We start from the raw sequence: 24805 nt of genomic DNA, 5'->3' as shown, positions 1-24805 counted from the left end.
CCTTGCCTTCTCCCACAAGGGGAGAAGGCAGACCCCTACCGCCTCACCCGCGACTTCAGCCACCGGTCGAACGCCACCGCCAGGATCAGGATCAGCCCGATCACGATGCTCTGCGTGTAGGACGACACATTGTTGAACTGCAGCCCGTTCTGCAGCACGCCGATCAGCGCCGCGCCCACCACCGTGCCGCCGACCGAGCCGATGCCGCCGAACAGCGAGGTGCCGCCGATGACGACGGCGGAAATGACCGTCAGCTCGTAGCCGATGCCGGCGACCGCTTCGGAAGAGTTCAGCCTGGCCGACAGCACGAAGGCGGCCAGCCCGGCAAAGAAGCCGACGATGACATAGACCGAGACCAGGATGCGGTCGACGCGCAGGCCCGACAGCCGTGCCGCCTCCGCATTGCCGCCGACGGCATAGACGGCGCGGCCGTAACGCGTGTAGCGCAGCACGATGTGGCACAGGATGGCGGCGATGGCGAAGATGATCGCCGGCACCGGCACCGGGCCGATCAGCCCCGTGCCGAACCAGCGCATCGAAGCGTCGAAGCCCGAGATTGGGCCGCCATTGGAGATGGTCAGCGTCAGTCCGCGAAACACCGTCAGCCCGCCCAGCGTGACGACGAAGGGCGGCACTTTCAGCCTGGTGATGGCAAGCCCCTGCACGCCGCCGGCGGCGGCACCGACGATGACGGCGGCCAGCAGCGCGGCGAACCAGCCATAGCCCTGCGTGCCTGATGTCGACAGCGACAGCGTGTTGGCCGCGCCGCCCTTGGCGACGACGGCCGCCACCATGCCGCAGAAGGCGAGCAGCGAGCCGACCGACAGGTCGATGCCGGCGGTGAGGATGACGAAGGTCATGCCGAGCGCGATCAGCCCGGTGATCGAGATCTGCCGGGTGATGTTGAACAGGTTGATCGGGTCGATGAAGCTCGGCTTCAAAACGGTGAAGACGATGACCAGTGCCGCCAGGAACAGCAGCGGCCCGAAACTCATCAACAGCCGCGCGATCGTCGCGCCGCCGCGCTGGCTCTGCTCTTCGGCGATGCTCATCGTGCCTGCCCCTCCGCTGGCTGTCCTTGCGCGTCCTGGCTCAGCCCATCCTGCCTGTCGAGCGCCATCAGTTCCATCAGTTTTTCCTCGTTTGCCTCGACGCCCGGCATTTCGCCGGTGATGCGCCCCCGGCGCATGGTGACGATGCGGTCCGACACCGCCAGCACCTCGGGCAGTTCGGACGAGATCATCATCACCGCTATGCCGCGCGCCGCCAGTTGCACCAGGATCTGGTGCACTTCCGCCTTGGCGCCGACATCGACGCCGCGCGTCGGCTCGTCGACGATCAGCACTTTGGGATCGCGCGCCAGCCAGCGCGCCAGGATCACCTTCTGCTGGTTGCCGCCCGACAGGCCCTCGATCGCCTGCTCGGGCGAGGCCATGCGGATCGACAGCATTTTCCTGAAACCCGACAGCGCATCGCGCTCGCGCCCCTCGGCCATGAAGCCGAAACCGTTGCTGAACGTGGCCAGCGAGGCGACGGAAAAATTCGGCAGGATACCCAAGGCGGCAAAGATCGCCTGGTGCTTGCGGTCCTCCGGCACCAGGCCGATGCCGAGCGCGATGGCGTCGGCCGGCGAGGCCGGCGCGATGGATCTGCCCTCGAGCGTGATCGTTCCCGCAGCGATGCGGTCGGCGCCGAAGATGGCGCGCGCCAGTTCCGTGCGGCCCGAGCCGACAAGCCCGGCGACGCCGAGGATCTCGCCCGCCCTGAGGTCGATGTCGACGCCGTCGAGCACGATGGCATGCGGCGCCTCGGGGTCGCGCACGGTGCGCAGGCCGCGCACCGACAAAATGACATCGCCCGCCACCGCGCGCTGCGCGGGTCGCGCGTAAAGTTCGGAAGCCGCGCGGCCGACCATCTTCTCGATGATCCGCGGCAACTGGATCGGCCGCCCTTTGTCACGGTCGAGATGCCCGGCCAGCCTGCCGTCGCGCAGCACCGTCATGCGGTCGCAGATGGCGGACGCTTCCTCCAGCCGGTGGGTGACGAACATGATGGCAACCTTGTCCTGGCGCAGCCGGTCCATGATCGACAAAAGCCGCTGCACCTCGGTCTCGGTCAGCGCCGAGGTCGGCTCGTCCATGATGATCAGCCGGCTCTTCAGCGACAGCGCCCGGGCGATCTCGACCAGCTGCTGTTCGGCCACCGACAGTGCCGAGACCGGCGTCATCGGATCGATGGAAAGCCCGACGCGGGCGATGATCGCGCGGGAGTCATCCTCCATCTTGCGCCAGCTCACCAGCCCGAGCGGCCCCGTCGGCGCGCGGCCGATGAAAATGTTCTCCGCCACCGTCAGCGTCGGTATCAGGCTGAGTTCCTGGTAGATGGTGACGATGCCGAGCCGCTTGGCATCCTGCGGGCTGGATGGCGCGTAGTCGGCGCCGTCGAAAGTGATGCGGCCGCTGGACGGCGGCATGACGCCCGACAGGATTTTCAAGAGCGTCGATTTGCCGGCGCCGTTCTCGCCGAGCAGGCCGAGGATTTCGCCGGGACGGATATCGAGCGAGACGTCGCTCAGCGCGGTGACACCGGCGAAATGCTTGGTGACGCCCTCGACGGCGAGCAGGACGGGCGATGGCGATGCGGTTTCAGCTGCGGGCAATGGTTGCTCCCCGAGACACAAGACGACGGCGCCGCCCCTCACCCTTACCCTCTCCCCGTGAAGGACGGGGAGAGGGAGATCGCCAGCGTGGCGGCCATCTCCTTCTCCCCCTCACTATACGGGGAGAAGGTGCCGGCAGGCGGATGAGGGGCGGCGCTGACTTCGGCCGGCTCGTCGCCCTACTTCGTCTCGTTCAGCCTCTCGGCCTTGTCGAGATTGTCCTTGCCGATGACGATCGGCGTCAACAGCACCAGCTTCTCCTTCGGCTCGGTCTTGTTCTTGGCGTAGGCGACCGCGATCTGCACGGCGGTGCGCGACTGCTGGCCGGGGAACTGTTCGACCGTGCCGGCGAGCTTGCCGTCGCGGACCGCGACCAGCGCTTCCGGAAGCGCGTCGAAGCCGTAGATCTTGACGTCGGTGAAGTTGCGCGCCGCGCACGCCTCGAGCGCGCCGAGCGCCATGTCGTCATTGGCGCAGATGATGGCGTCCGGCTTGCCGTTGGCGGCAAGGCCGGCTTCCGTCACCGACAGCGCCTCGGCGCGGGCGAAGTTGGCGGTCTGCTCGAAGATGATCTGGTACTTGTCCTTCAAGGGATCGAGCACGTTGTGGACGCCCTTGTTGCGGTCGATGGCCGGACCGGCGCCCGGCTGGCCCTGCAGGTGGAAAAGCTTGGCGCCATTGGGGAACGCCGCCACGACCGCCTGGGCTTCCGCCTCGCCGCCCTTCACATTGTCGGCGCCGACATGGGCCAGTATGCCCTCGACGCCGTCGACGCGGCGGTCGATCGTCACCACGGGAACGCCGGCCTTGACCGCTTCCTCGATGGCCGGAGCCAGCGCGTTGACGTCGAGCGGCGAAATGACGATGGCGTTGACCTTCTGCACCAGGGCCGCCTCGATGTCAGCGGTCTGCTTGGTGGCCGAGTTCTGGCCGTCGCTCTCGGTCAGGTTGACGCCCTGCGCCTGCGCTTCCGCCTTGATCTCGTTCAGCATGTGCACGAAGAACGGAAAGCCGAGATTGGGCACCGAGCCCAGTATGGTGAGCTTGTCCTCGGCGAACGCCGAACGTGCGGCCAGCACCATGGCGCCCGCGGCCACGGACGTCATCAGGAATTCACGTCTGTTCATGGTTGATCCTCCTCCACAAGAACGCACGATCCCCAGGACCGGGATCGGCCTTGGGAAGGGATCATGCGTCGGTTCAAAGTGTTGGAGCATCCTCCTTGCGCCCGATCACGCATGCCGCTCCAGCTGATCGCCGTTGCAAAAAACTGCCTCCCATCGGCATCAGCAGATGGATGCTAACCCAGGGTCAACCATTTGTGCAACATCGATATAACAGTGCCAGGCGACGAATTATCGGAATTGTCGGATTTTTGACCAAACCGACCTGTCCGGCTTCCATTCCGGGGCCGCGACCCTAATTTGAATCGCCGAGTCCATCCTGAAGATCGGTCCACCCTGGAGAAATCATGAAGCCGCACATCATCTGCCATATGCTCGCCTCGCTCGACGGCGGCCTTCACCCCAGCCGCTACACCACCAGCCCGGACGGAACCCGGGCGGAGTGGTCAGGCCTCTATGAGCAGATCCACGGCGACCTCGAAGGCGATGCCTGGATCGTCGGGCGCGTCACCATGGCCGAGATGAGCAAGGCGGTGGCGCACCCGCCGGCGCATTCCGGCAAGGTCGAGCGGCCGCACCATTTCGCGCAACGCGATGCGGGACCCTATGCCGTTGCGCTCGATGTCTCCGGCAAGCTCCACTTCGCCAAGCCGGATGTCGGCGGCGACCATGTCGTGGTGCTGCTTGGGCATGATGTCGCCGACAGTCATCTGGCCGAGCTCGCCGCCGACGGCGTGTCCTACATCGTGTCGGAAACGGCCGAGATCGATCTCGCCGCCATGCTCGACGTGCTCGGGCGTGAACTCGGCATCCGCCGGCTGCTGCTCGAAGGCGGCGCCAGCATCAACGGCTCCTTCTTCGCGGTCGGGCTTGTCGATGAGCTCAGCCTTCTCATCGCCCCCGCGCTCGATGCGCGGGCGGCAAACCAGGGCTTTGTCGAGTTCGGCGAAAGCGGCCTCGCCGGCAAGATGCAGCTGTCGCTGACAAGCTGCGAAACGCTGGCGCATGGGCTGATCCACCTGCGCTATGCCGTCAGTCCCGGCTGATGCCGCTTTATCAGCCCCTCAATAGCGCATCGCATCCAGATCGGCGATCAGCGTCGGGCCGGTCGGATGCCAGCCGAGCCGGGCCTGGGTCAGGGCGCTCGAGGCAGGCAGGTCCATGGGGGCGAACATCGCCATCCAGCCGAAATGCTCCGCCGCCTTTTCCGGCGGGATCGAGACGACCGGCAGGTTGAGGCCGCGGCCAAGCGCCTCGGCGATGGCACGCACTTCGACGCCTTCCTCGCCGACCGCGTGATAGCGCGCGCCCGGCTGGCGCTTTTCCACCGCGAGCCGATAGAGCCGCGCCGCGTCCAGGAGATGCCCCGCCGAATAGCGGTTGCGGCCTTCGCCGACATAGGCCGAGACGCCTTTCTGCCGCGCGATCTCGATGAGCGGCGAGATGAGCCCCTGCTTGACCGGATTGTGGACCTGCGGCAGGCGCACCACCGACAGATTGACACCGGCCTCCAGCAAGGCATTGCCGGCGAGTTCCGAGGCGATACGGGGATTGGGATGGCTGGCATTGAAGACATCCTCGACCGCCAATTGGCCATGTCCGGGGCTGCCCATGCCGACGCCCGACGTGATCACCAGCGGCCGGTCGGATCCGGCAAGGGCCGCGCCGAGGCCTGCGATGACATGGCTGTCCTTTTCGCAGTTCTCGACGAACCGCGAAAAATCATGGTCGAACGCCGTGTGGATCACGGCATCCGCCTTCGCGGCGCCGTCGCGCAGGCCCTCCGGCTCTTCGAGGGTTCCGCGATGCACTTCGGCGCCAGCGGCGGCGAGCGCCTCGGCGCCTGCCTCGGAGCGGGTGACGCCGACCACCTGGTGGCCGGCCTGGATGAGTTCGGGAACGAGCGCCGAGCCGATGAAGCCGGTCGCGCCGGTCAAAAAGATACGCATGCAAATCTCCTGCGGTTGCCTGCGTAATATCGACGGTCTATTATTCCATTAAAGTAGTGACCTTATCATGGTATAATCTTTAACAGGGTGCCTGACAGAATGCCTTCCCCCGGTTCGCTCGCAGCCTTCCTGAAAGACCGGCGCACCCGGCTCGATCCGGCCTCGTTCGGCTTTTCCGGGCGCCGGCGCACGCCGGGGCTGCGCCGCGAGGAGGTCGCCCAGCGCGCCAACATCAGCCCGACCTGGTACACATGGCTGGAACAGGGCCGCGGCGGCGCGCCTTCGGCCGATGTGCTGAACCGCATCGCCAAGGGGCTGCTTTTGACCGAGGCGGAGCGCGAACATCTCTTCATGCTCGGGCTCGGCCGCCCGCCCGAGGTCCGCTACCGGGGCGACGAGGGCGTCAGCCCCCGACTGCAACGCCTCATCGACACGCTCGATGCCAGCCCGGCGCTGGTCAAGACAGCGACCTGGGACGTCGTTGCGTGGAACCGCGCCGCGGAGGTCGTGCTGACCGACTATGGCACCATCCCCGCCGGCCGGCGCAACATCCTGCGCTTCATGTTCCTCACGCCCCACATCCGCGCCAAGCAGCACGATTGGCAAAACCTCGCCCGTTTCGTGGTCGGCGCCTTCCGCGCCGATGCGGCGCGTGCCGGCGCGGTCTCCGAGGTCACCCAGCTGGTGGACGAACTGTGCAACGGCAGCCCCGAATTCGCCACCCTGTGGCGGGAGAACGACGTGCTCGCCCATGGCGACGGAACAAAGCGCCTGAAGCACCCGGAATTGGGGGACATCGAGCTGGAATACTCGTCCTTCGCGGTCGACGGCAGGCCGGATTTGAACCTGACCGTCTACAACCCGATCGACGGCAAGGTCGCCGACCGCATCCGCGCGCTGGCCCGGCACCCCAAAGCGCAAAGCCTTTAGGCAGTCACCCGCCAACGACACTGCTGGCACCTGCCTGGCAGCCGACTGGCCGGTCAACGCCGCCGAGACGTTCTTGTCCTCCTGCCAGGACCCGACGTAGAAGTGACCGAACAGGAGACACAGGCAACATGGTGGGCGACACGAACCTTCGGGCTGGGCAGTGCCATTGCGGCGCGGTGCGTTTCGAGGCGACGCTCAGCGACGGCTTCAATTCGATCCGCCGCTGCACCTGTTCTTACTGCCGGATGCGAGGCGCCGTCGTCGCCATGGCTGAAATGGGCGGGGTCAAGATCCTCCAGGGGGAGGATGCCCTGACGACATATCGCTTCCATACCGGATCGGCGCAGCACTTCTTCTGTTCCCGCTGCGGAGTATACACACACCACCAACGACGCTCGAACCAGAACCTGTATGCCGTGAACGTGGCCTGCCTGGACGGGGTAAGTCCGTTCGATTTCCCGGAAGTGCCCGTCATGGATGGCGTCAATCATACGAACGACACCGGCCGGCCGACGCGCCGGGCAGGCACGCTGCGCTTCATCCCGGCTGACTGACCGCCGTCATCAGTGCCCTTCGCAGACCGTCTTCAGGATCCGCAAGGTCGGGCCCCAATAGAGATCGGCATGCGGGCGGATCGCCGGTTCGGCGAAGTCGCTGAGCGTCAGCGTCAGCAGCGTTCCGCCGTCGGCCGGCGCCAGGGCGAAACTGACCAAGGTGTGGTTCTCGGGCAAATCCGCCAGGCGCGAGGCCGACAGCGTGCTCCAGTAGCTGTAGGCGAACCGCCTCTCCGGCTCGAAGGCGCGCACGGTGCCATGGTTCTCGAACGGCATGCCGTGCAGCAGCCCGCGTATCACGATCATACCGCCTTCATGTCCCTGCAAGCTGACGGTCAGCTCCTCGTCCGACATCCATTGCGGGATCATTCGAGGCGTCGTCAGCACCCGCCAGACCTTCGCCGGCTCGGCATCGATGGCGATCGCCTTGACGATCGGCGCGGCGCCGGCGGAACCGTTCACGGGTACACGGTCCGCGCGGTTGCGGCAGCGATGGTGCCGGGACCATGCCGGGCGTGGCCGGCCGTCAAAGCGACCGCATTCGCGCGCCGCATCATCCGACAGATCACACTTGCAAGATCCGGCCCTGGAGGGTAGCGAGGCACCATCCCGCACCCATCCGCACAGGTAGACAGCTGACTGCGTTTTGCGCCTATGCCGGCCTGTTCCTGAGCGCCCTGGTCGCGGCCACGATCCTTCCTGCCCAGTCCGAGGCCGTTCTGGCCGTCATGCTGGCCAGCAAGGCCTATTCGGCCCTGCTGCTGCTCGCCGTCGCCAGCGCGGGAAATGTCCTGGGCGCCGTGATCAACTGGTTCCTTGGCCGGGAAGTCCGGCGCTTCGCGGGTCGCCGCTGGTTTCCGGTCACGCCGGCCGCCCTTCAATCCGCCTCGAAATGGTACCATCGCTACGGCAGATGGTCGTTGCTGGCCAGTTGGCTGCCGGTTGTCGGCGACCCGCTCACGGTCGTCGCCGGCGTGTTGCGCGAACCGTTCTGGAGCTTCCTTGTCCTGGTCACGATCGGCAAAACGGCGCGCTACGCGGTGCTGGGCTGGATCGTCCTCAGTTGGACATGACAAGCAACCGCTTGCCGGCGACGTCCCCGGCAGCGTCATTGCGCCGGCTCGGGCGCCAGCACCAGCGCGATCTCCCGCGCCGCCTCCGCCGCGTGGCGGCGCACGGTGGCAAGGTCGAGCATGCTGTAGGTGGTCGCCACATAGGGCACGGTAAGTGCGGCGACCGACTGGCCGAACGGCCCGATGACCGGAAAGGCAAGATCGATGACGCCAGGCTGCAGCCCGTCCGCCACCTCCTCATGACCGGCGGCGCGGATGCGGGCAAGCGCGTCGTGCATCTCCGCCTTTTCGTCAGGGATACCAGAGGCTTGCAGCCATTGGCTGATTCTGTCTTGCGGCTGGAACGCCATCAGCGTGCGGCCTGTCGCGGTGCCGAACAGCGGAAATTCGGCGCCGACGCGGACACGGAAGCCGAACGCCGCCGGGCTTTCCACCTGCGCCAGGATCAGCACCCTTCCGGCATTGTGGACGCCGAGATTGCAGGATTGCTGGATGGCGTCGGAGAGCCGCCGCATCGACGGCAGCGCCGCCTGGACGAGGCCACGCAACGGCTCGTGCCGGTGTGCCAGTTCGAACAGGCGCGGCGACAGGAAATAGAGCCCGGCCGGGCGGTCGCGGAAGATGTAGCCGCGCCGCTCCAGCGCCTGCAGCACGCGGTAGATCTGGTGGATGGAGCGGCCGACCGCTTCGGAAATCTGGCCCTGGTTCAGCCCGTCCTTCTGCTCGGCCAGCAGTTCGATGATGTCGAACGCCTTTTCCAGGGCCGGTACCGAATAATCCGGCGCTTCCGCGGTCTTGCCAGCCATGCCCCACAACCTTCCCGGATCATCCAGAATCAGGGGCCTAGTATAGTTACAAGGCGGCCCCCATCGTAGCCATCATCAGCCGGGCGATGCGCCGGTTGATGTCGTCGGGCACCGGCTGCGCGCCCCCCACCAATCCCTCAGCCCTGGCCACCCGCTCTAGCGACAGCGCCTGCAGCATGAAGCCGATATCCATGGATTCGATCGAATTGCCCTTCGGCTCGACGCCGGCAAGGTTGAACATGCGCCCCTCGGCCACGAGGATGACATGGCGTCCATTGGCAAGGTCGAGGCGCCGCAACGTGCCGTCCAGGTCCGTGGCGGACGTGGTCATGGCGTTGAGACCTTCGGTGTCGATCTCCCACGGGAAATGCCCGGAATTGGCCAGCACCGCGCCGTCCTGCATGACGGCGACCGCTTGCGCCGGCAGCACGCCTGCGCGGCCGGTGGCGGTGATGAACACTTCCGCCCACGGCGCGAGGTCGGCGAGCGGCGCCACGCGGTAGCCGTCGAGTGCCGCCTCCAGCGCCTTGATCTCGTCGATTTCGACGATGGCCACGCGGCCGCCCAGCGCCCGCAAATATTGCGCGATGCCGCGCCCGCACCAGCCATAGCCGATGACGCAGAAGCGTCGGCCGGGGATCATCAGGTTGGTGATGCGCATGAAGCTCTCCACCACCGACTGGCCGACCGCGTGCTTGTTCTCGCCGATCGCCTTCAGCGGGCTGTCGTTGATGACGATGGAGGGGAACGGCACCTTGCCGGCCAGTTCGCCGCGCAGCCGGTCGCCGCCCGAGGTCGTCTCCTCGGTGCCGCCCAGTATGGATGCAGCCCTGCCCCGCTCGACGATGCCGGAGGCGAGGTCGGCGCCATTGTCGAGCAGCATGTCGGGCCGCGCGTCCAGCACCCGCGCCAGATTGGCGTGATGGTCGGCGAGCGAGTCGGCGCGGCGGCCGAAAATGCCGATGCCCTGGCTCTGCAGGAAGGCGACGACATCATCCTGCGTCGAGCCGTGATTGCCGGTGCCGACGATCTCGGCGCCGCCTTCGGCCAGCACTTCGAGCAGCACCGCCGTCTTGGGCTCGACATGCAGCGACACGCCGATGCGCCGGCCGGCAAATGGCCGCGTGCGGCGGAATTCCCCGCGCAGTCCGGCCAGCAACGCCATGCGCGAACGGATCCAGGCGATGCGGGCGCCACCGCGCTCGACCAGCTCGGGGGTCGCCGGATTGGCCTGGGCGTGGGTCATTCGAAGTCTCCGATCACGATTCAGATTCAGCACTTGCAAAAAAGTTTTTTGCATGTGACAAATCTTGCAGAGGGTCGTCAAGCCCCCACGAGAAGGGGCAACGGACAGCAGCGCGGCGCGCCCCAAGGCGTTCGGCGCGCCATCGGCTTTGCATGTGAAGGGGTACGAAATGGGAAATCTGGATATAGCTGTCGTCGCCATCTATCTCGTGGCGGTCACCGGCATCGGGCTGTTCTTCGCCCGCTCGATCAAGACCGAGGAAGACTACATCGTCGCCGGCCGGCGCATGGGGCCGCTATGGCTGACCATCTCCGCCTTCGCCTCCTGGACGGGCCTGGCCGGTCTGTTCGGCACGCCCGAAATGGTCGTGCGCTACGGCATATCGGGCACCTGGTGGTGGTTCACCTTCCCGATCGGCCTGCTGTTGATGGGCATCTTCCTGGCCAAGATCGTGCGCCAGCGCATGCATGTGACGACGCCCGACATCGTCGCTCGGGATTATCCCGATTCAGTGCGTGTCGCCGCCTCGCTGGTGACGAGCTGGAACTATCTCGCCTGGGCGGCGGCTCAGGTGTTCGGCATCTCCATGGTGTTCACCCTGTTCTCCGGCATGGATCCGAAGACCGGCGCCATCGTCGCCTTCCTCGTCGTCATCGTCTACACCATGCTCGGCGGCTTCCTCGCCGTGGTGGCGACCGACGTGCTGCAGGCAGTCATCTTCCTCATCGTCATCGGCGTGGTGGCGCCTCTGTTCGTCATCTTCGGACCCGGCGTCCCGCACATCTATGAAGCGACCAGGGACATTCCCGGCTTCTACAATTTGTTCGCCAACGTGCCGCCGGCGACGCTGTTCGTCTGGTTCCTGCTCCTGCCCGCCGGCTTCATCGACACGATCGGCTTCCAGCGCGTCTTTTCCGCCAACTCGCCCGAGACGGCGCGCCGGGGCATGATCAACGGCTTCCTCGTCATGGCCGTGTTCGGCGTCATCCTCACCTTCCTCGGCGTCGCCGCCAAGGCGCTGCTGCCGGCCGACACCAACCCGGTCAACGCCATGCCCGACCTGATGGTGCAGCTTCTGCCGCATGGCGTCATCGGCGTGCTGGTCGCCGCCTTCCTGGCGGTGGCGATGTCGACGGCGAGCACGACCCTGCTGGTGACAGCCACCACGCTGCAGCGCGACGTGATCTCGCGGCTGCGCCCCGATGCCAGCGACCGGGAAAGGCTGTGGACCAGCCGCATCCTGCTGCTCGTGCTCGGCCTCATCGCCCTGGTCGTGGCGCTCAGCGTGCCCGGCATCGTCACCATCCTGATGCTCGGCTTCTCGGTCTATGTGCCGGGCCTGCTGCTGCCGGTGCTGTCGGCCACCTTCGGCTGGCGCATCCCGTCCTGGTCGATGCTGGCGACCATCGTCATCGGCTCCGGCTCGACCGCGATCCTGGTGCTGCTGGGCGAACCGGGCGGCATTCCGGCCTCGCTGGTCGGCTTCATCCTCTCGGTCGTTCCCTTCGTCGCGGGACTTGTCACGCGATCGGAAAGGCAGCCGGCCTGAGCCAGCGAAAGACCGGGAAAAGCAATAAGATAAGGCTCCATCCTGAATCAGTGCGAGATGGAGCCCGAATGCGGAGAAACCAATGCTGAAGACCACTTTCGACAGGCTTTCGAGTGCCGACCAGGCGCTCGTCACCGCCGCGGCGCAGGCGCGCGACAAGGCCTACACGCCCTACTCCAACCACAAGGTCGGCTCGGCTGTGCGCACCGCATCGGGCCGGCTTTTCGCCGCCTGCAATGTCGAGGTCGTCACCCTGCAGCAATCGGTCCATGCCGAGCGCAACGCCGTGATGCAGATGGCGGCGGCGGGCGAGCGCCAGATCGAGGCCATCGTCTGTCACGGTCCCTATTCGGGCGTGCCCTGCGCCGAATGCCGGCAAGTGATCTGGGAGTTCTGCTGCGACGATCCGGAGGTCAAGATCATCGGTTCGACGCTGGACGGCGAGATCGAACTGATGACCATCGGCGAGATCTATCCCAGCCCCTACGGCCCGGGCACCAAGGGCATCGACCCGCGCAAGTTCTGAGGCGGGAGGCGCGCCCTCCCGCAAGGTCACTTGCGGACCACCTTAGGCAACCGCACATTTCACCGCCGAGCGGGACACGTATGTGCTGGGCGAGGCACTCGACGGCCGCATGTCATCCCGGCATAGCCCCGGACAGGAAGCGTGCGCTATCGACCCGGATGCCCGAAAATGCGCGATGTCGATGTCCTCTGCCGCTGCATCGGCGCGTTCATCCTGGCGGCCGATCCGGAGTCCTGGACAGGCGTCTGAGCCGGATTCCGTATCATCCCTTGTGTTCGAACACCGCCCCGTAATGATACGGCGGCAGATCAACCATTCGCAGAAGCCGGAAACCGGCAGCCTCCAGCACCGCCGACACCGCTTCAGGTGACATGCGCATCTCCGTCCTGGGCCCGCGCGGCTGACCAAGCACGGTCGTTTGCTCTCGCGGCAACTGGTGCCAATTGACCAGCGCGAACAGGCCGTGCGGCTTGAGCGTACGGGCGACGGCCTTGACGAGGGCCGGCTGATCGGGCACCCCGTGGAAGGTGTTGGCGATCAGCACGAAGTCGACCTTTTCAGGGATGAGGTCCGCGACGTCGCCGGCATCCGCGACGATCCACTTCAGGACCGAAACGCCGAGCCGCTTCACCTCGGCCTTGGCCGCCACGATCATGTCCGGGTCGAGGTCGAGCGCATAGACACGGCCGCCGACGATTTTCGCAAGCGGTGCGGTGAAATAGCCGTCGCCGCAGCACAGGTCCAGGGCCGTCATGCCTGGCTCGACGCCCAACGACAGCAAGAGGCCCGACGGGTCTGGCCAAAGCGCCTCCCACCAATCGCGGTCGGGCATGGAGGTGGCGGGAAACATTCCAGTCATGGGCGGACGCTTTAGAGCAATTCCAGGAAAAGTGTTAGCGGTTTTCCGTCTTGAATTGCGTCAAAACAAAGAGTTAGAGCGGTTCGCCGTTTCCATGAAACGGTGAAACGCTCTAGAATTGCGCTGGGGGACAGCTTTGACCGGCACACAGCCAAAGGCAACGCCTCCGTTGCCGACGGCGGGTCGAACCGGCGAAATCCGCCCGAGCATTGTCGCCCCGACACCAAAGGCAGCCCCCGGCATGGATTCTGATGACTGGGGCACCGGCCCGGTCATCCAGCCGCGTGTGGCGCGACCGCGGCCGTGCCGCTCTGCGCACCCTTGCGCGATTGCCGGCTGATCAACGCGATGGCGGCGAAGGCCGCGATCCCGAACAGGCCGACCACGACATTGAGCCACAGAGCCGGCAGGACGCCGAGGCCTGATATCATCAGCGTCAGGCCGAACGGGGCGAAGGCGGAACTGAACTGGCGCGCCGCCGTGATCCAGCCGACATGGGAACCGAAGCGCTCCTGGCCGAACAATTCGAGCGGCAGCGTGCCGCCGACAATGCTCATCAGGCCCGAGCCGAATCCGAAAAGCACGGCAAACAGCATGGCGCCGGGAACGGAGGGCGCCGCCACCAGCAGCACCGCAAGGCCGCCGGCCAGCGCGGCGGTCGCTCCGAGCGCCAGCGATGTCTGCGACAGGCCCCGGCCGAACAGCATGTTGACCAGCCGGCTCGCCACTTGCGACGGCCCAAACAGGCTGGCGACCAGCACCGAGGCCCCGCCGAGACCGACCAGTGTGAGCAGCGGCACCATCCGCACAAGGATCGCTGAAAGCACGAACCCCTCTATGGCAAATCCGGCCAGCACCAGGATGAACAGAGGCGACCATCGCCGGTCGGGCGCGGCGGCCGACAGGCTTGATGTCGCCGGGATGACCCTCTCCCGCGGCTTGCCGGTGCGGCGCGAGAGCCGGGCCAGCCACCAATGGATCGGCAGGCAGACAAAGGCGTTGAGCGCGGCAAAGAGAACCAGCACCTCACGCCAGCCGAGATGCTGGTGCAGCAGCGTCGTCAAGGGCCAGAACAAGGTCGAGGCGAAGCCGGCGATCAAGGTGAGATGGGTGATGCCGCGACGCGCCCCGCCGAGCTGCACGATGGCGACGAAGGCCGTGCTGTAGAGCACGAAGCAGGAGGCAAGCTCCATGGCCAGCACGCCGATGGCAAAGCCGGCACGCCCCGGCGCCAGCGCGCACAACAGCAATGCGCCGGCCGCGGCCAGCGATCCCGGCACCATCAGGCGCCCTGCCCCGACCCGGTCCGCGAGGCTGCCCGCGAACGGCGACAGGATGGCGCTCGCCAGCAGCGACACCGACAGCACGGCGAACACCCATTGCTGCGACCAGGCGAGTTCCGCCGCCACCGCCGGCGCCAGGATGCTGTAGCTGTAGTAGAGCGTGCCGTAGCCGATGATCTGCGTGGCGCCCAGCGCCCAGATGGCGGAAGCGGGGATCTTGCCGTCGCTCACTCGGCGGCTTCCATCTTGCCGGTGCCTGCGCAGCCGCAACCGCCTTTGCCGGCGGCCTTGGCGTCGGCATCCGCCGCGCAGCAGGCATCGGTCGCCGCCGGCACTGGTCCGCCGCAACAGCCCTTCGACAAGCGGCCCGCCGGCACCGTGCAGACGCCGGTTTCGGGCAGCACCAGCTGCACCATGTCGGCCGCCGCCATGTCGCCGGCGATCGCCGCCGCGACCGAGCGGACCTGTTCGTAGCCGGTCAGCAGCAGGAAGGTCGGCGCCCGGCCATAGCTCTTGATGCCGACCGTGTAGAAGCCGGGCTCCGGATGGCTGAGCTCGCGGTGGCCATGCGGCGGCACGTCGCCGCAGGAATGCTCGTTGGGGTCGATGAGCGGACCAAGCGCCTTGACGCTTTCCAGCCATGGATCGAGATCGAGCCTGAGCTCCCGGGTCAGCGACAGGTCCGGACGCTGGCCGGTCGCGGCGATGATGCGGTCGACAGGCCCCAGTTGCATCAGGCCCTCCTCGCTTTGCCCCGCCACGACCAGCCGGCCATCGCGCTCGCTTATCGCAAGCGTCGCAAAGCCCGTCACCAGCCGAACGCCACCGCTTTCGGCGAGGTCGCGCACATCGGCGCCGAGTTCGCCGCGCGCCGGCAACTGGTCGGCATCGCCGCCGCCATAGATGCGCACGAGGTCTGTTCCGCGCACCGCCCAGATGAAAGCCGTGCCGGGCTCGTCATCCGCCAGCCTGGCAAGGTCGAGCAAGGCGTTGGCCGCCGAGTGACCCGAACCGGCAACCAGCGTCGTGCGGCCGGCATGGAGCGCACGGTCGCGGCCAAGGATGTCGGGGATGCCGTAGGCGATGCGGTCGGCAAACTCCGCCTCGCCTTCCGCCTCGATGCCGCCGGCGCCGAGAGGATTGGGCGTGCGCCATGTTCCGGAGGCGTCGATGACGGCCCGTGCGCTGTCGCGCCTGGTGCCGTCGGCGGTCTCGACAACGAGCATGAAGGGCCGCGTCCCGCGCTCACTGCCGCGCACCTTGTCGGCGCCCCAGCGCGATATGGCCACGACACGCGCATTGGTCTCGATCGCCGGCGCAAGTTCCGCAAGCCTGGCAAGCGGCTCGAGATAGTGCGCGACGAGTTCATCGGCGGTGGGAAAGGCTTCCGGGTCCGGCATCCGCCAGCCATGGCTTTCGAGCAACCTGCCGGCCGCCTGGTCGATGCAATAGCGCCATGGCGTGAACACCCGGACATGGCCCCAATCCCGCAGGCTGGCCGCGACGCCGCTGCCGGCCTCGTAGAGTTTTACCGGCAGGCCCCGCGCCATGAGATGAACGGCGGCCGCCAGCCCAACCGGACCGGCGCCGATGACGGCGATTGGCGGATCGTCTCGCGTGGCCATAGCTTCCATCCTTCCGGTATTATCGAAATAAAAGGCAAAAAATCAGGCGGCCGCGTCATCCGCCGCCGGATTGCAAGCCGCATCGGCGCAGCATTCGTCGGCCAGGAAGCCGATGAGATCGTTCATCATGGGATAGTTGGCGCGGCAGATCAGCGTCGTCGCCTGCCGCTCCTGGCTGACCAGCCCGTTGAGTATCAGGCGGTGCAGATGGTGCGACAGCGTCGAGGCGGCGATGCCGAGGCTCTCCTGCAGGAAGCCGACCGGCCGGCCCGCTTCGCCGGCCCTCACCAGGAGACGATAGAGGTTCAGCCGCGTCGGATTGCCGAGCGCTTCCAGCTGCTTCGCTGCTTGTTCGAGTTTCATGGAAATAGCATGCGGCCGGCGACAGGACTCGTCAAGGGCTATTTCGAGAAATATCGAAATAGCAAGTCAGACGACCCGCTTGCCGCCGGCATCGACGACAACCTCGCCGTCCTCCTTGGTGAACGGGCCGATGTCTGGATTGGGCAGGATATCGAGCACCCTTTCGGATGGCCGGGCCAGCACGACGCCGAGCGGGCTCACCACGATCGGCCGGTTGATCAGGATCGGATGCGCCAGCATGAAATCGAGGATCTCGTCGTCGCTCCATTCGGGGTCGCCAAGGCCGAGCTCCGCATAGGGCGTGCCCTTCTCGCGCAGCAGCGCGCGCGGCGTCATCCCCATTGCCGCGATCAGCCCGACAAGCTTTTCGCGCGACGGCGGGTTCTTCAGATACTCGATCACCTCCGGCTCCTCGCCGGACTGGCGGATGATCGCCAGCGTGTTGCGCGACGTGCCACAGGCCGGGTTGTGATAGATGGTGATGGTCATTGCGGGGCCCTCTCGCTGGACGCGGCGTGGCGGACGGCACTCCCCCGCTCGTACCAGCCTTTGCTTCGGTTCACGATCCACACCACGGAAAGCATGACGGGAACCTCGATCAGCACGCCTACCACGGTTGCGAGCGCCGCACCGGAGTTCAGCCCGAAAAGCGCGATCGCCGCCGCGACCGCCAGTTCGAAGAAGTTGGACGCGCCGATCAAAGCCGATGGTCCGGCCACGCAATGCCGCTCGCCGGACAGCCGGTTGAGCATATAGGCAAGACCGGAGTTGAAATAGACCTGGATCAGGATCGGTACCGCCAGCAGCGCTATCACCAACGGCTGGGCGATGATCTGCTCGCCCTGGAAGCCGAACAGCAGCACCAGCGTCGCCAGCAGGGCAATCAGTGACAAGGGCTGCATGGCAGCCAGCAGCGCATCGAGCCCGCCCTGCCCCTTGGCCGCCAGCAGGCGCCGGCGGATCAGTTGAGCGACGAGCACCGGCAGGATGATGTAAAGGGCAACCGACAGCACCAGCGTGCCCCATGGCACGGTGATCGCCGACAATCCAAGCAGCAGCCCGACGATGGGCGCGAAGGCAACGATCATGATCGCGTCGTTGAGCGCCACCTGCGACAGCGTGAAGTTCGGCTCGCCGCGCGTAAGGTTGGACCAGACGAACACCATGGCCGTGCACGGTGCGGCTGCGAGAATGATCAGTCCGGCTATGTAGGAATCGATTTGCGCGGCTGGCAACCAGGACCGGAACAGCCAGCCGATGAAGAGCCAGCCCAGCAGCGCCATGGAAAACGGCTTCACCGCCCAGTTTATGAACAGAGTGACCCCGATCCCGCGCCAATAGGTGCCGACACTGGCCAGCGAGGCGAAATCGACACGCAGCAGCATCGGCACGATCATCAGCCAGATCAGCACCGCGACGGGAATATTGACCTTGGCGATCTCGGCGGACGCGATGGCGCCGAACGCACCCGGGAGCGAATGGCCGAGGACAACACCGGCGACGATGCACAGGGCCACCCACACCGTGAGGTATTTTTCGACGAAGCCGATGCTCGGCTGCGCCGTTTCGCCGGCATTCAGGATGTGATCCGACATCGCTATTCCTCCTGGGCCGGCCGGCCTTGGCCAGGCTTCCGCCGATCTCGTCCAGCCGCTTCCGCGGGGCGAACCGACCACTTCAACATTTACAGGTCACGGCCTGGATGATCGGCTGGCAAAGCTCCGGGGCGCCATTGCAGCAATCCTCCATCAGATAGGCCAAGAGATCGCGAAACCCGGTCATGTCGGCCGTGTAGCGGATGCTGCGGCCCTCGCGTGCGGCATGCACCAGCCCGGCCTGGCCGAGGATTTTCAGATGCGCCGACATGGTGTTCTGCACAATGCCCAGTCGCGTCGCGATCTCGCCTGCCGGCACCCCCTCGGCCCCGGCCCGAACCAACAGCCGGAACACCTCCAGCCTTGTTTCCTGACCGAGCGCGGCGAGCGCCAGCAATGATGTTGTCTTGTCCATGAATCCATATATCCGGATTTATGGATTAATAGCAACCGACGATGACGTTGATATGACAGCCAAGGCTCACGCCTTGCGCTGGGGCGCGGTCGAGCGTGGTTCGCTGAGATGCGGGCGCCAGCCATGCACGCGGTCCCGTCCGGCGGCCTTGGCGCCGTAGAGCGCCTCGTCGGCGCGCCGAAGGAGATCGGCGATCTCGATATCAGCGCTGCCGTCGAACGTGCCGACCCCGATGCTGACGGTGACAACGCCCTTTTCGCTGCCGGCATGCGCGAGCCCGAGGTCGCGCACCCTGGCCCGCAGCGTTTCGGCGATGACGAAGGCGCCCCTTGCGTCGGTTTCCGGCAGGACGAGCGCGAACTCCTCGCCGCCATAGCGGGCCGCCGCGTCGGCCGGCCGCCGCGCCGTCGCCTCGATGCAGCGGCTGACGGCGCGCAGGCATTCATCGCCCGCCGGATGGCCATAGTGGTCGTTGAAGCGCTTGAACCAGTCGACATCGATGATGAGCAGGCTGACCGGCGCCATGGTGCGCCGGCCGCGGCCGAATTCGCGCGCCAGCGCTTCGTCGAAGGCCCGCCGCGTCAACAGTTCGGTCAGCCCGTCGCGGTGCGCCAGAAGGTTCAGCTTCTCGTTGGCCGCCAGCAACTCGGCCTCGACCTGCTTGGCCTCGGTGATGTCGGAAAACACACTCAGGCTGCCGCCATCGCCAGTCGGCCGGGTCCGCACGTCGAGCCAGCGGCCGTCGGCGAACCGGACCTGGCGATGGTTGGCAACCGTCTGCATGGCCATGATGTCGGCGATCCACTCCTCGACCGCATCGGGCGGCGTGACGCTTTCGCCGCGCGCCGCCGAGGCGCGCAGAATATCGCGGTAGTCGGCGCCGGGCACCCTTATGTCGGCCGTTTTCGGAAACAGGGCGCGGTATTGGGCGTTGCACAGCACCAGCCTGCCGTCCGGGTCGAACATCACCAGCCCGTCCGCCATATGCGTCAGCGCGTCTCCCAGCCTGGCCTGGCTTTCCGCCAGTTCGGTCTCCAGCCGCTTGCGCAGGGTGATGTCGCGATTGTGCGTGATCAGGCCGATAACCGCCCCGGCCTTGTCGCGGAACGGCGCTTTCAGCGTCGCCAGCCAGGCATCGGTGCCATCCTCATGAAGCAAGCGCTGCTCGATGGTGGAGGAGACGCCGGATGCCAGCACCGCAAGCTCGTCCTCGCGGAATTCCCGCGCCGTTTCAGGCGGATAGAAGTCGAAATCCGTCTTGCCGATGAGTGCCTTGGTATCAGCCGCCTGCATCAACTCGGCCGTTGCGGGATTGGCGGCGATGAACCGCCCATCGAGGTCCTTGACGTTGAGGCAGTCGGGCAAGGTCTCGACCACCGCCTTGAAGATGCGCCTCGACCGAAGCGCCTCGATGCGCCGCCGCTCCTGGTAGATCGCCAGCCCCGACATCGCCACGGAGACAAAGATGAGCAGGCTGGACGGGAACACCACCTTGGGCAGAACCGTCTCGATGACGGACCGCGGCAAGACGCTGAAGCCAAGCAGCGATCCGCCCGCGGCGGCGACGCCCAGGATCATGATATCGCCCATGCCGGGCGAACGGCCCCTGAGCGCAAGATTGCCGACAATGCCGACCAGCATGGTGACCGCGATGCCGACCGCGCCGGCAAAGGCGCCGACACCGCCCTCGAAGGTCCGGTAGGCGCCGGCCATGACCCCCGCGACGATACCGGCGACAGGACCACCGAAGAAGCCGGCAACGGCAATCATCGTCGCCCTGAGATCGACCAGGACGCCCGGCTGCAACTGCATGGGCGTCAGCATCAGGATGATGGCGCCGGCGCCCATCAGCAGGCCGAAGGCCGTGGCCTTTACAGCGGCCGGCCTGCGGTCCAGCCACACATGCGTGTGGATCCAGACCGAAACGAACATCGCAACGACCGCGAGATTGGCCAGCAATTCGGACCAGGGCGAACCCATGGCTGGTCCTTTCCTTATACCGGGCTTTCGCCGGATCGGCTCTTCGATAGGCCCTCAATGACAACAAAGTGTTACATCAGGCATTTGACCTTTGGTCGAAAGAGACCGTGGCGGGCAAATTCCGGCGGCTTGCATCGAACGTTGCGGCAGAAGCATGTCAGCGCTCCCCGCGATAGCGGTGCTACGACATTCGCGGTTTCATGCGGGCAAGAAGAATCTTGGCCAGCGCGGGGTAGTTTTCATCGAAGTGATGTCCGCCCTTCATTTTCAGCGTCTGGATCCCCGCAAGCAAGGGATCGGTGCAGGCCGTGTCATCCTCGTCCTCGCCATAGACGCACAGCAGCCGGTCGCGCGGAATTGTGGCGATCGCCGGTGCGACGACATGGTCGCCTCCACCGCCGAGCCAGCTACCAACGGTCACCTGGAAGGTAATCGTCTTTTGGGTGGCGAGGAGGCCGACAAACCGGATGCGATCCTTTATCCGCTTCGGCAGCAAGGTCCAGGCGAACGGAAAGACATCGGCGCCAAATGAATAACCGTAGACCGCAACGGGCATTTTGCCCGAGGGATCAGCGCGGTCGATCATGGATACGGTATCGTTTGCGATTTGTCGTGGTGTGCGTTCCGCCCAGAAGTAGCGAAGCGAATCGATGCCCACCACATGAACGCCGTGTTTGCTCATCTCATCGCCGATCACCTTGTCGAGGTCGCGCCAGCCGCCGTCGCCTGAAAAGAACAGCACAAGGGAATCTGGCTTCGAACTGGCGGGGATATCGATGGTCGGCAGGTCATTTGACGATGCATCGCTGGCGGCGATCGAAACCACGGCTTCAACCGCCGCGTCGAGGCGGCCGGACACGCTATCGACAACAACCGCCTTTGCCCGCATCGCATTGTCGGACGATTGCGTGGAAATACCCGCAAGCGGTGCGGCCGAAACCAGTGTCGCGGGTGAGGGCAAGTCCGCGTCGAGGGCATAGTTGAAGCCGCCCGCCGGATCCGGCGTCGGTGCGGCGCCGCCCGGGCATGTTGGCAGCGGCGTAACCAGGCTGCGCGTCGGCTCGAGCGCGACGGCGCCGGCCAGTGTCGTCACCGGTGCATCGGCCAACGCTGCATATGCGAGCGTGCCTCCTTCGCCGATACCCGCCACCACCGGATGAAAATAGCTGGTGCCGCCGGTGGCGCGGATGGCCGCCTTGGAAAGCGCCTCCAGATCGGACCCGAGATACATGCACTCGCCACCGGCCGCGCTCAGCCTCTTGCGATATTTTTCGAGGTCGACCGGCAGCACGATCAAGCCCTTGTCGACCAGGGCGGCCGCCAGATCGACGTCACGCTGACCAATGCCGCCTTTTTGCGAGAACAGGATGACCAGCCCCACCGGATCCTGTTGCGGCAGCTGAACGGGAACATCGACCAGACGCTCGGCGGAAACGCGGATCTGGCGCGGGACGGCCCGTGTCCGGTTGAAATGCAGCGCCAGGCCAAGGCCGGCAGCGACGACCAGAGCCGCCAGAACCAAGCTCGCGCGGCTCTTCGTCATCTGCGCGAAATACGCAATCATTTCCGAACGAGTTCCATCGGACCGCCGCCGATCAGAGTGGTGACATCGAACAAGGATCGTATGGTGTCCAGTCCGGGCGGGCATATGAAATAATGCGGGGTCCAGACGGGATCGAACTTGTCCTTGAAAGCCTTGAGCCCGTCGAAACGATAAAAGGTCTGGCCACGCCGGTAGAGAAAGGACCCGAACCGGTTCCACCGGGAAGCCAGCCGGCCCGCGGACAATCCCGAAAGCGGTGCCGCGCCCAGATTGAACCAGCGATAACCCTGCGACTTGCCATGAAGAAGCAGTTTGGTCAGCAACGCGTCCATGACGATCTTGGGCGAGTCAGGCGCATGGCGCATCAGGTCGACGGTCAGTTCGCTTTTGTCGGCGCTGCCCCACAAATTGGCAAAAGCGATGATGCGGCCCTGCCAACGAATGACGGCCATGTCAAATCTGCTGACATAGTCGTCTTCGAAATAGCCCAACGAAAAACCCTTCTCGGAGCTCGCCTTCATCTGGAGCCAGGCATCCGACACCTCTCGCAATTGGCCAAGAAGCGGTCTCACATTGGCGGCTTCGACGATCTCGAAAACCAGACCATCCTTCTCGGCGCGTCGGTTGGCGTAGCGCAGCGGCTGGCGGCGTGGGCCGTCGAGGTTGAAAGCCGCCAAGTCGACGCGCGCGACCTCGCCGAGCTTCAGCGCGACGAGGCCCATGTCCAGGTACATGGGCAATTGGTCAGGTTGCACACCGTAAAAGGCCGTACGGACCGCGCAACGGTCGGCGAGGTCGTGAAAGGCCCAGGCGAGCTTGCTGTCGCCCGCGACAGGCCCGATCGGCCCGCCGAGCGCGATAAGGCTGCCGCCCGAGCGCGCATACATGATGAAGCCCCGGCCGTCCGGCGACATCAGGAATTGCTTGTCGCCGAGCATTGCCAGAGCCGCATGGGTCACGTTCGAGGCGGCGACGATCGCGCTGACGGCCGTAGGGATTTCGGCGCGCTGTTTGCGGTCGATGGCTTTTCGATTGATGGCCGTGTGAAGCGCCGCCGCTGCCGTAACGATCAGGATCACGATGCTGGCGCGCAGGAAGCGCGGGGCGTCGCCGTCGACGGCGAATTGCCAGAACAGTTGATTGGAATAGTCTATGTCGCGATAGCTGAAGAACCCAAGCCAGATCGAGATGGCGACGATGCTGATGACGCTGGCGAGCCAGCCCCATGACAGCGTTCCGATCCCCTCGATCGGGCGGCGATAGAAAGCCTTGCGGAAGCTGATCAGGACTGTCGACAGGATCAGGAGGACGCTCGCATCCTCCCAATTCAGACCCTTGCCGATCGAAAAGGCGGCCCCCAGGACGAACAGAATGAGCGAGGCCGCCCATGCCTGCTGAAGCCGCCGCGCCAGCCCCCGCGCAAGGATCAACATTGCAATGCCGGCGAAGCTGGCCGCCAGGTGCGAGACCTCTATGAATGGCAGCGGCAGCAGGTCGGACAGGAGGTCGAGGCGTTCGGCAGCACCTGGAATGGAACTCGAAAACAACAGCATTATCCCGCCCAGGAAGGTCGCGCCGGCGGCAAGCGGCGGGATGAGAGGCTCCAGGACGCGGCCTGCGTAGAGCACCCGCTGCGACACTTCGGCGTGCCGCGCGTAGATCTCGAACGACAGGACACCGATGGCGGCAACCAGAAAGGGCAAAAGCGTATAGATGATACGGAAGGCAAGAAGAGCTGCGATAGCATCCGGATTGTTGCCCAGGCCAAGGCCGGCGATCATCGATGCCTCGAAGGCGCCGAGACCGCCTGGAGCGTGGCTGGCGATGCCGATGATGGTCGCCACGACAAAGACAAGCGCAAAGACAGCTGGACCGGTGGTGACCGTCTCAGGCATCAACACGTAGAGCGTTCCGGCGGCGGCGCAGACGTCGACCAGGCCGGCCACGATCTGTGTCAGCGCGCCGCGTGAATTGGGCAATTTGATGGAAAACTTTCCCATCGTCAGCGTGCGTTCGCCGCGCGACAGCCACCCGACCAGCAGACCAACCGAAAGCATCAGTGCGATGCCGAGCGTCAAGCCCAGGCGAGGATCAAGCTGGTCGACAAACGGTGTACGAGCCGGGTCAAGGACCAGGGCAAGAGCGATCATCACGGTGAAAGCGAACCAGATCGCTAGCCACGAGGTGGCGATGATGCGACCGATATCGGACAAGGCAATGCCTTCGCCGGCATAGATGCGATAGCGCAGCATCCCGCCTGTCAGCAGCGAAAAGCCCAGCGCATTGGAGATGGCGTAGCCCGCGGCACCGACGCATGCCGACAACAGCTTTGGGACGCGGCCTGGCGCGATCGTCTCCACAGCCACGACATCGTAAAAGGCGACAGCGGCAAAACTCAAAAGTGTAAGTGCAAGTGCGACCAGGAGGTGCTTGCCGGGGATGCTTCGCGCCGATTGCAGGACATGGTCGAGCGAAAGGTCATTCAAGAACCGCTGCAGCACCACCACGGTGATTGCCGCTATGGCCACGCCCGCGACGGGCATGGCAAAATGCTGGTAGCGCCCCCAGAAGCCGAACATCTGCAAGCGCGCATCCCGTGCGGTCATCGGATCGGCTGTGGGATCCAGAGCGCTCGGATTGGGGAATTCAGGCTTCGGAATCATACTGTTCAAAAAGTCCTCGGTCTTGTCGGAGCTCGCGGGGCTCACGATAAGGGTTTTCAAGAT

General features: G+C 65.5%; 23 protein-coding genes. 6 read left to right on the top strand and 17 right to left on the bottom strand.

All coding sequences use genetic code 11. The features are described 5' to 3' along the window. Nucleotides 1–35 precede the first annotated feature (35 nt). From EB815_RS16005 to EB815_RS15995, 3 genes are all read right to left on the bottom strand, one after another. The gene (locus EB815_RS16005; protein ID WP_056571062.1) at nt 36–1052 is read right to left on the bottom strand and encodes an ABC transporter permease; all 1017 of its coding nucleotides are present in this window, start codon (nt 1050–1052) and stop codon (nt 36–38) included. Then, the gene (locus tag EB815_RS16000; protein WP_056571061.1) at nt 1049–2659 is read right to left on the bottom strand and encodes a sugar ABC transporter ATP-binding protein; all 1611 of its coding nucleotides are present in this window, start codon (nt 2657–2659) and stop codon (nt 1049–1051) included. The genes EB815_RS16005 and EB815_RS16000 overlap by 4 nt, the downstream gene beginning before the upstream one ends. A 179-nt stretch (nt 2660–2838) precedes the next feature. Then, on the bottom strand, nt 2839–3786 hold the full coding sequence (locus tag EB815_RS15995; protein WP_056571059.1) for a substrate-binding domain-containing protein: 948 nt from the start codon (nt 3784–3786) through the stop codon (nt 2839–2841). Between the two features lie 344 nt (nt 3787–4130). Between EB815_RS15995 and EB815_RS15990 the strand changes: the two genes are divergently transcribed. Then, entirely contained in the window at nt 4131–4829 is a 699-nt protein-coding gene (locus EB815_RS15990; RefSeq protein ID WP_056571057.1) for a RibD family protein, read from the top strand. An 18-nt stretch (nt 4830–4847) separates the two neighbouring features. Here the strand turns inward: EB815_RS15990 and EB815_RS15985 are convergent, their stop codons facing one another. Continuing rightward, nucleotides 4848–5732, bottom strand: coding sequence for an SDR family oxidoreductase (locus EB815_RS15985; protein WP_056571055.1), 885 nt, complete (start codon nt 5730–5732; stop codon nt 4848–4850). A 99-nt stretch (nt 5733–5831) separates the two neighbouring features. Between EB815_RS15985 and EB815_RS15980 the strand changes: the two genes are divergently transcribed. Both EB815_RS15980 and EB815_RS15975 read left to right on the top strand, forming a co-directional pair. Continuing rightward, complete coding sequence (locus EB815_RS15980; RefSeq protein ID WP_056571053.1) at nt 5832–6662, top strand: helix-turn-helix transcriptional regulator; 831 nt, start codon at nt 5832–5834, stop codon at nt 6660–6662. Between the two features lie 128 nt (nt 6663–6790). Then, nucleotides 6791–7216, top strand: a complete 426-nt coding sequence (locus EB815_RS15975; RefSeq protein ID WP_056571051.1) for a GFA family protein — start codon at nt 6791–6793, stop codon at nt 7214–7216. 9 nt (nt 7217–7225) lie between these two features. Here the strand turns inward: EB815_RS15975 and EB815_RS15970 are convergent, their stop codons facing one another. Further along, the gene (locus EB815_RS15970) at nt 7226–7678 is read right to left on the bottom strand and encodes an SRPBCC family protein (protein WP_056571049.1); all 453 of its coding nucleotides are present in this window, start codon (nt 7676–7678) and stop codon (nt 7226–7228) included. Between the two features lie 173 nt (nt 7679–7851). Here EB815_RS15970 and EB815_RS15965 point away from each other — a divergent pair, with 173 nt between their 5' ends. Beyond that, nucleotides 7852–8289, top strand: coding sequence for a YqaA family protein (locus tag EB815_RS15965; protein ID WP_056572071.1), 438 nt, complete (start codon nt 7852–7854; stop codon nt 8287–8289). A 35-nt stretch (nt 8290–8324) separates the two neighbouring features. On the opposite strand, the gene EB815_RS15960 is transcribed toward EB815_RS15965, so the two are convergent. Both EB815_RS15960 and EB815_RS15955 read right to left on the bottom strand, forming a co-directional pair. Further along, entirely contained in the window at nt 8325–9095 is a 771-nt protein-coding gene (locus tag EB815_RS15960; protein ID WP_056571047.1) for an IclR family transcriptional regulator, read from the bottom strand. 46 nt (nt 9096–9141) lie between these two features. After that, entirely contained in the window at nt 9142–10341 is a 1200-nt protein-coding gene (locus EB815_RS15955) for an adenosylhomocysteinase (protein WP_065005274.1), read from the bottom strand. Nucleotides 10342–10510: 169 nt separating this feature from the next. On the opposite strand from EB815_RS15955, the gene EB815_RS15950 reads away from it, so the two are divergent. Continuing rightward, nucleotides 10511–11890, top strand: coding sequence for a sodium:solute symporter family protein (locus tag EB815_RS15950; RefSeq protein WP_056571045.1), 1380 nt, complete (start codon nt 10511–10513; stop codon nt 11888–11890). A gap of 82 nt (nt 11891–11972) precedes the next feature. Continuing rightward, nucleotides 11973–12416 (top strand): cytidine deaminase, encoded by a 444-nt coding sequence (locus EB815_RS15945; protein WP_056571043.1) that lies wholly within the window; start codon nt 11973–11975, stop codon nt 12414–12416. Nucleotides 12417–12678: 262 nt separating this feature from the next. Here EB815_RS15945 and EB815_RS15940 read toward each other — a convergent pair whose 3' ends face one another. The 10 genes from EB815_RS15940 to mprF form a co-directional block, all read right to left on the bottom strand. Then, entirely contained in the window at nt 12679–13275 is a 597-nt protein-coding gene (locus tag EB815_RS15940) for a class I SAM-dependent methyltransferase (RefSeq protein ID WP_056571041.1), read from the bottom strand. A 272-nt stretch (nt 13276–13547) separates the two neighbouring features. Then, nucleotides 13548–14789, bottom strand: a complete 1242-nt coding sequence (gene arsK / locus EB815_RS15935) for an arsenite efflux MFS transporter ArsK (protein WP_056571039.1) — start codon at nt 14787–14789, stop codon at nt 13548–13550. Further along, a complete protein-coding gene (locus EB815_RS15930) occupies nt 14786–16183 on the bottom strand; it encodes an FAD-dependent oxidoreductase (protein ID WP_056571037.1) in 1398 nt (465 codons plus the stop codon). The genes arsK and EB815_RS15930 overlap by 4 nt, the downstream gene beginning before the upstream one ends. 42 nt (nt 16184–16225) lie before the next feature. Beyond that, nucleotides 16226–16546, bottom strand: coding sequence for an ArsR/SmtB family transcription factor (locus EB815_RS15925; protein ID WP_056571035.1), 321 nt, complete (start codon nt 16544–16546; stop codon nt 16226–16228). A 66-nt stretch (nt 16547–16612) separates the two neighbouring features. Beyond that, nucleotides 16613–17035 (bottom strand): arsenate reductase (glutaredoxin), encoded by a 423-nt coding sequence (gene arsC, locus EB815_RS15920; RefSeq protein WP_056571034.1) that lies wholly within the window; start codon nt 17033–17035, stop codon nt 16613–16615. Further along, a complete protein-coding gene (gene arsB, locus EB815_RS15915; protein WP_056571032.1) occupies nt 17032–18141 on the bottom strand; it encodes an ACR3 family arsenite efflux transporter in 1110 nt (369 codons plus the stop codon). The genes arsC and arsB overlap by 4 nt, the downstream gene beginning before the upstream one ends. Before the next feature lie 82 nt (nt 18142–18223). Beyond that, a complete protein-coding gene (locus EB815_RS15910) occupies nt 18224–18556 on the bottom strand; it encodes an ArsR/SmtB family transcription factor (RefSeq protein WP_056571031.1) in 333 nt (110 codons plus the stop codon). A 66-nt stretch (nt 18557–18622) separates the two neighbouring features. Continuing rightward, the gene (locus EB815_RS15905) at nt 18623–20536 is read right to left on the bottom strand and encodes a diguanylate cyclase (RefSeq protein WP_056571029.1); all 1914 of its coding nucleotides are present in this window, start codon (nt 20534–20536) and stop codon (nt 18623–18625) included. Nucleotides 20537–20717: 181 nt separating this feature from the next. Next, on the bottom strand, nt 20718–22079 hold the full coding sequence (locus tag EB815_RS34260) for a virulence factor family protein (RefSeq protein ID WP_065005368.1): 1362 nt from the start codon (nt 22077–22079) through the stop codon (nt 20718–20720). A gap of 17 nt (nt 22080–22096) precedes the next feature. Further along, the gene (gene mprF / locus EB815_RS15895) at nt 22097–24685 is read right to left on the bottom strand and encodes a bifunctional lysylphosphatidylglycerol flippase/synthetase MprF (RefSeq protein ID WP_155772456.1); all 2589 of its coding nucleotides are present in this window, start codon (nt 24683–24685) and stop codon (nt 22097–22099) included. Nucleotides 24686–24805 lie beyond the last annotated feature (120 nt).

The sequence above is a fragment of the Mesorhizobium loti genome (assembly GCF_013170705.1).
Lineage (GTDB): Bacteria > Pseudomonadota > Alphaproteobacteria > Rhizobiales > Rhizobiaceae > Mesorhizobium > Mesorhizobium loti_D.
This window is presented reverse-complemented; position numbering and strand designations above follow the sequence as displayed.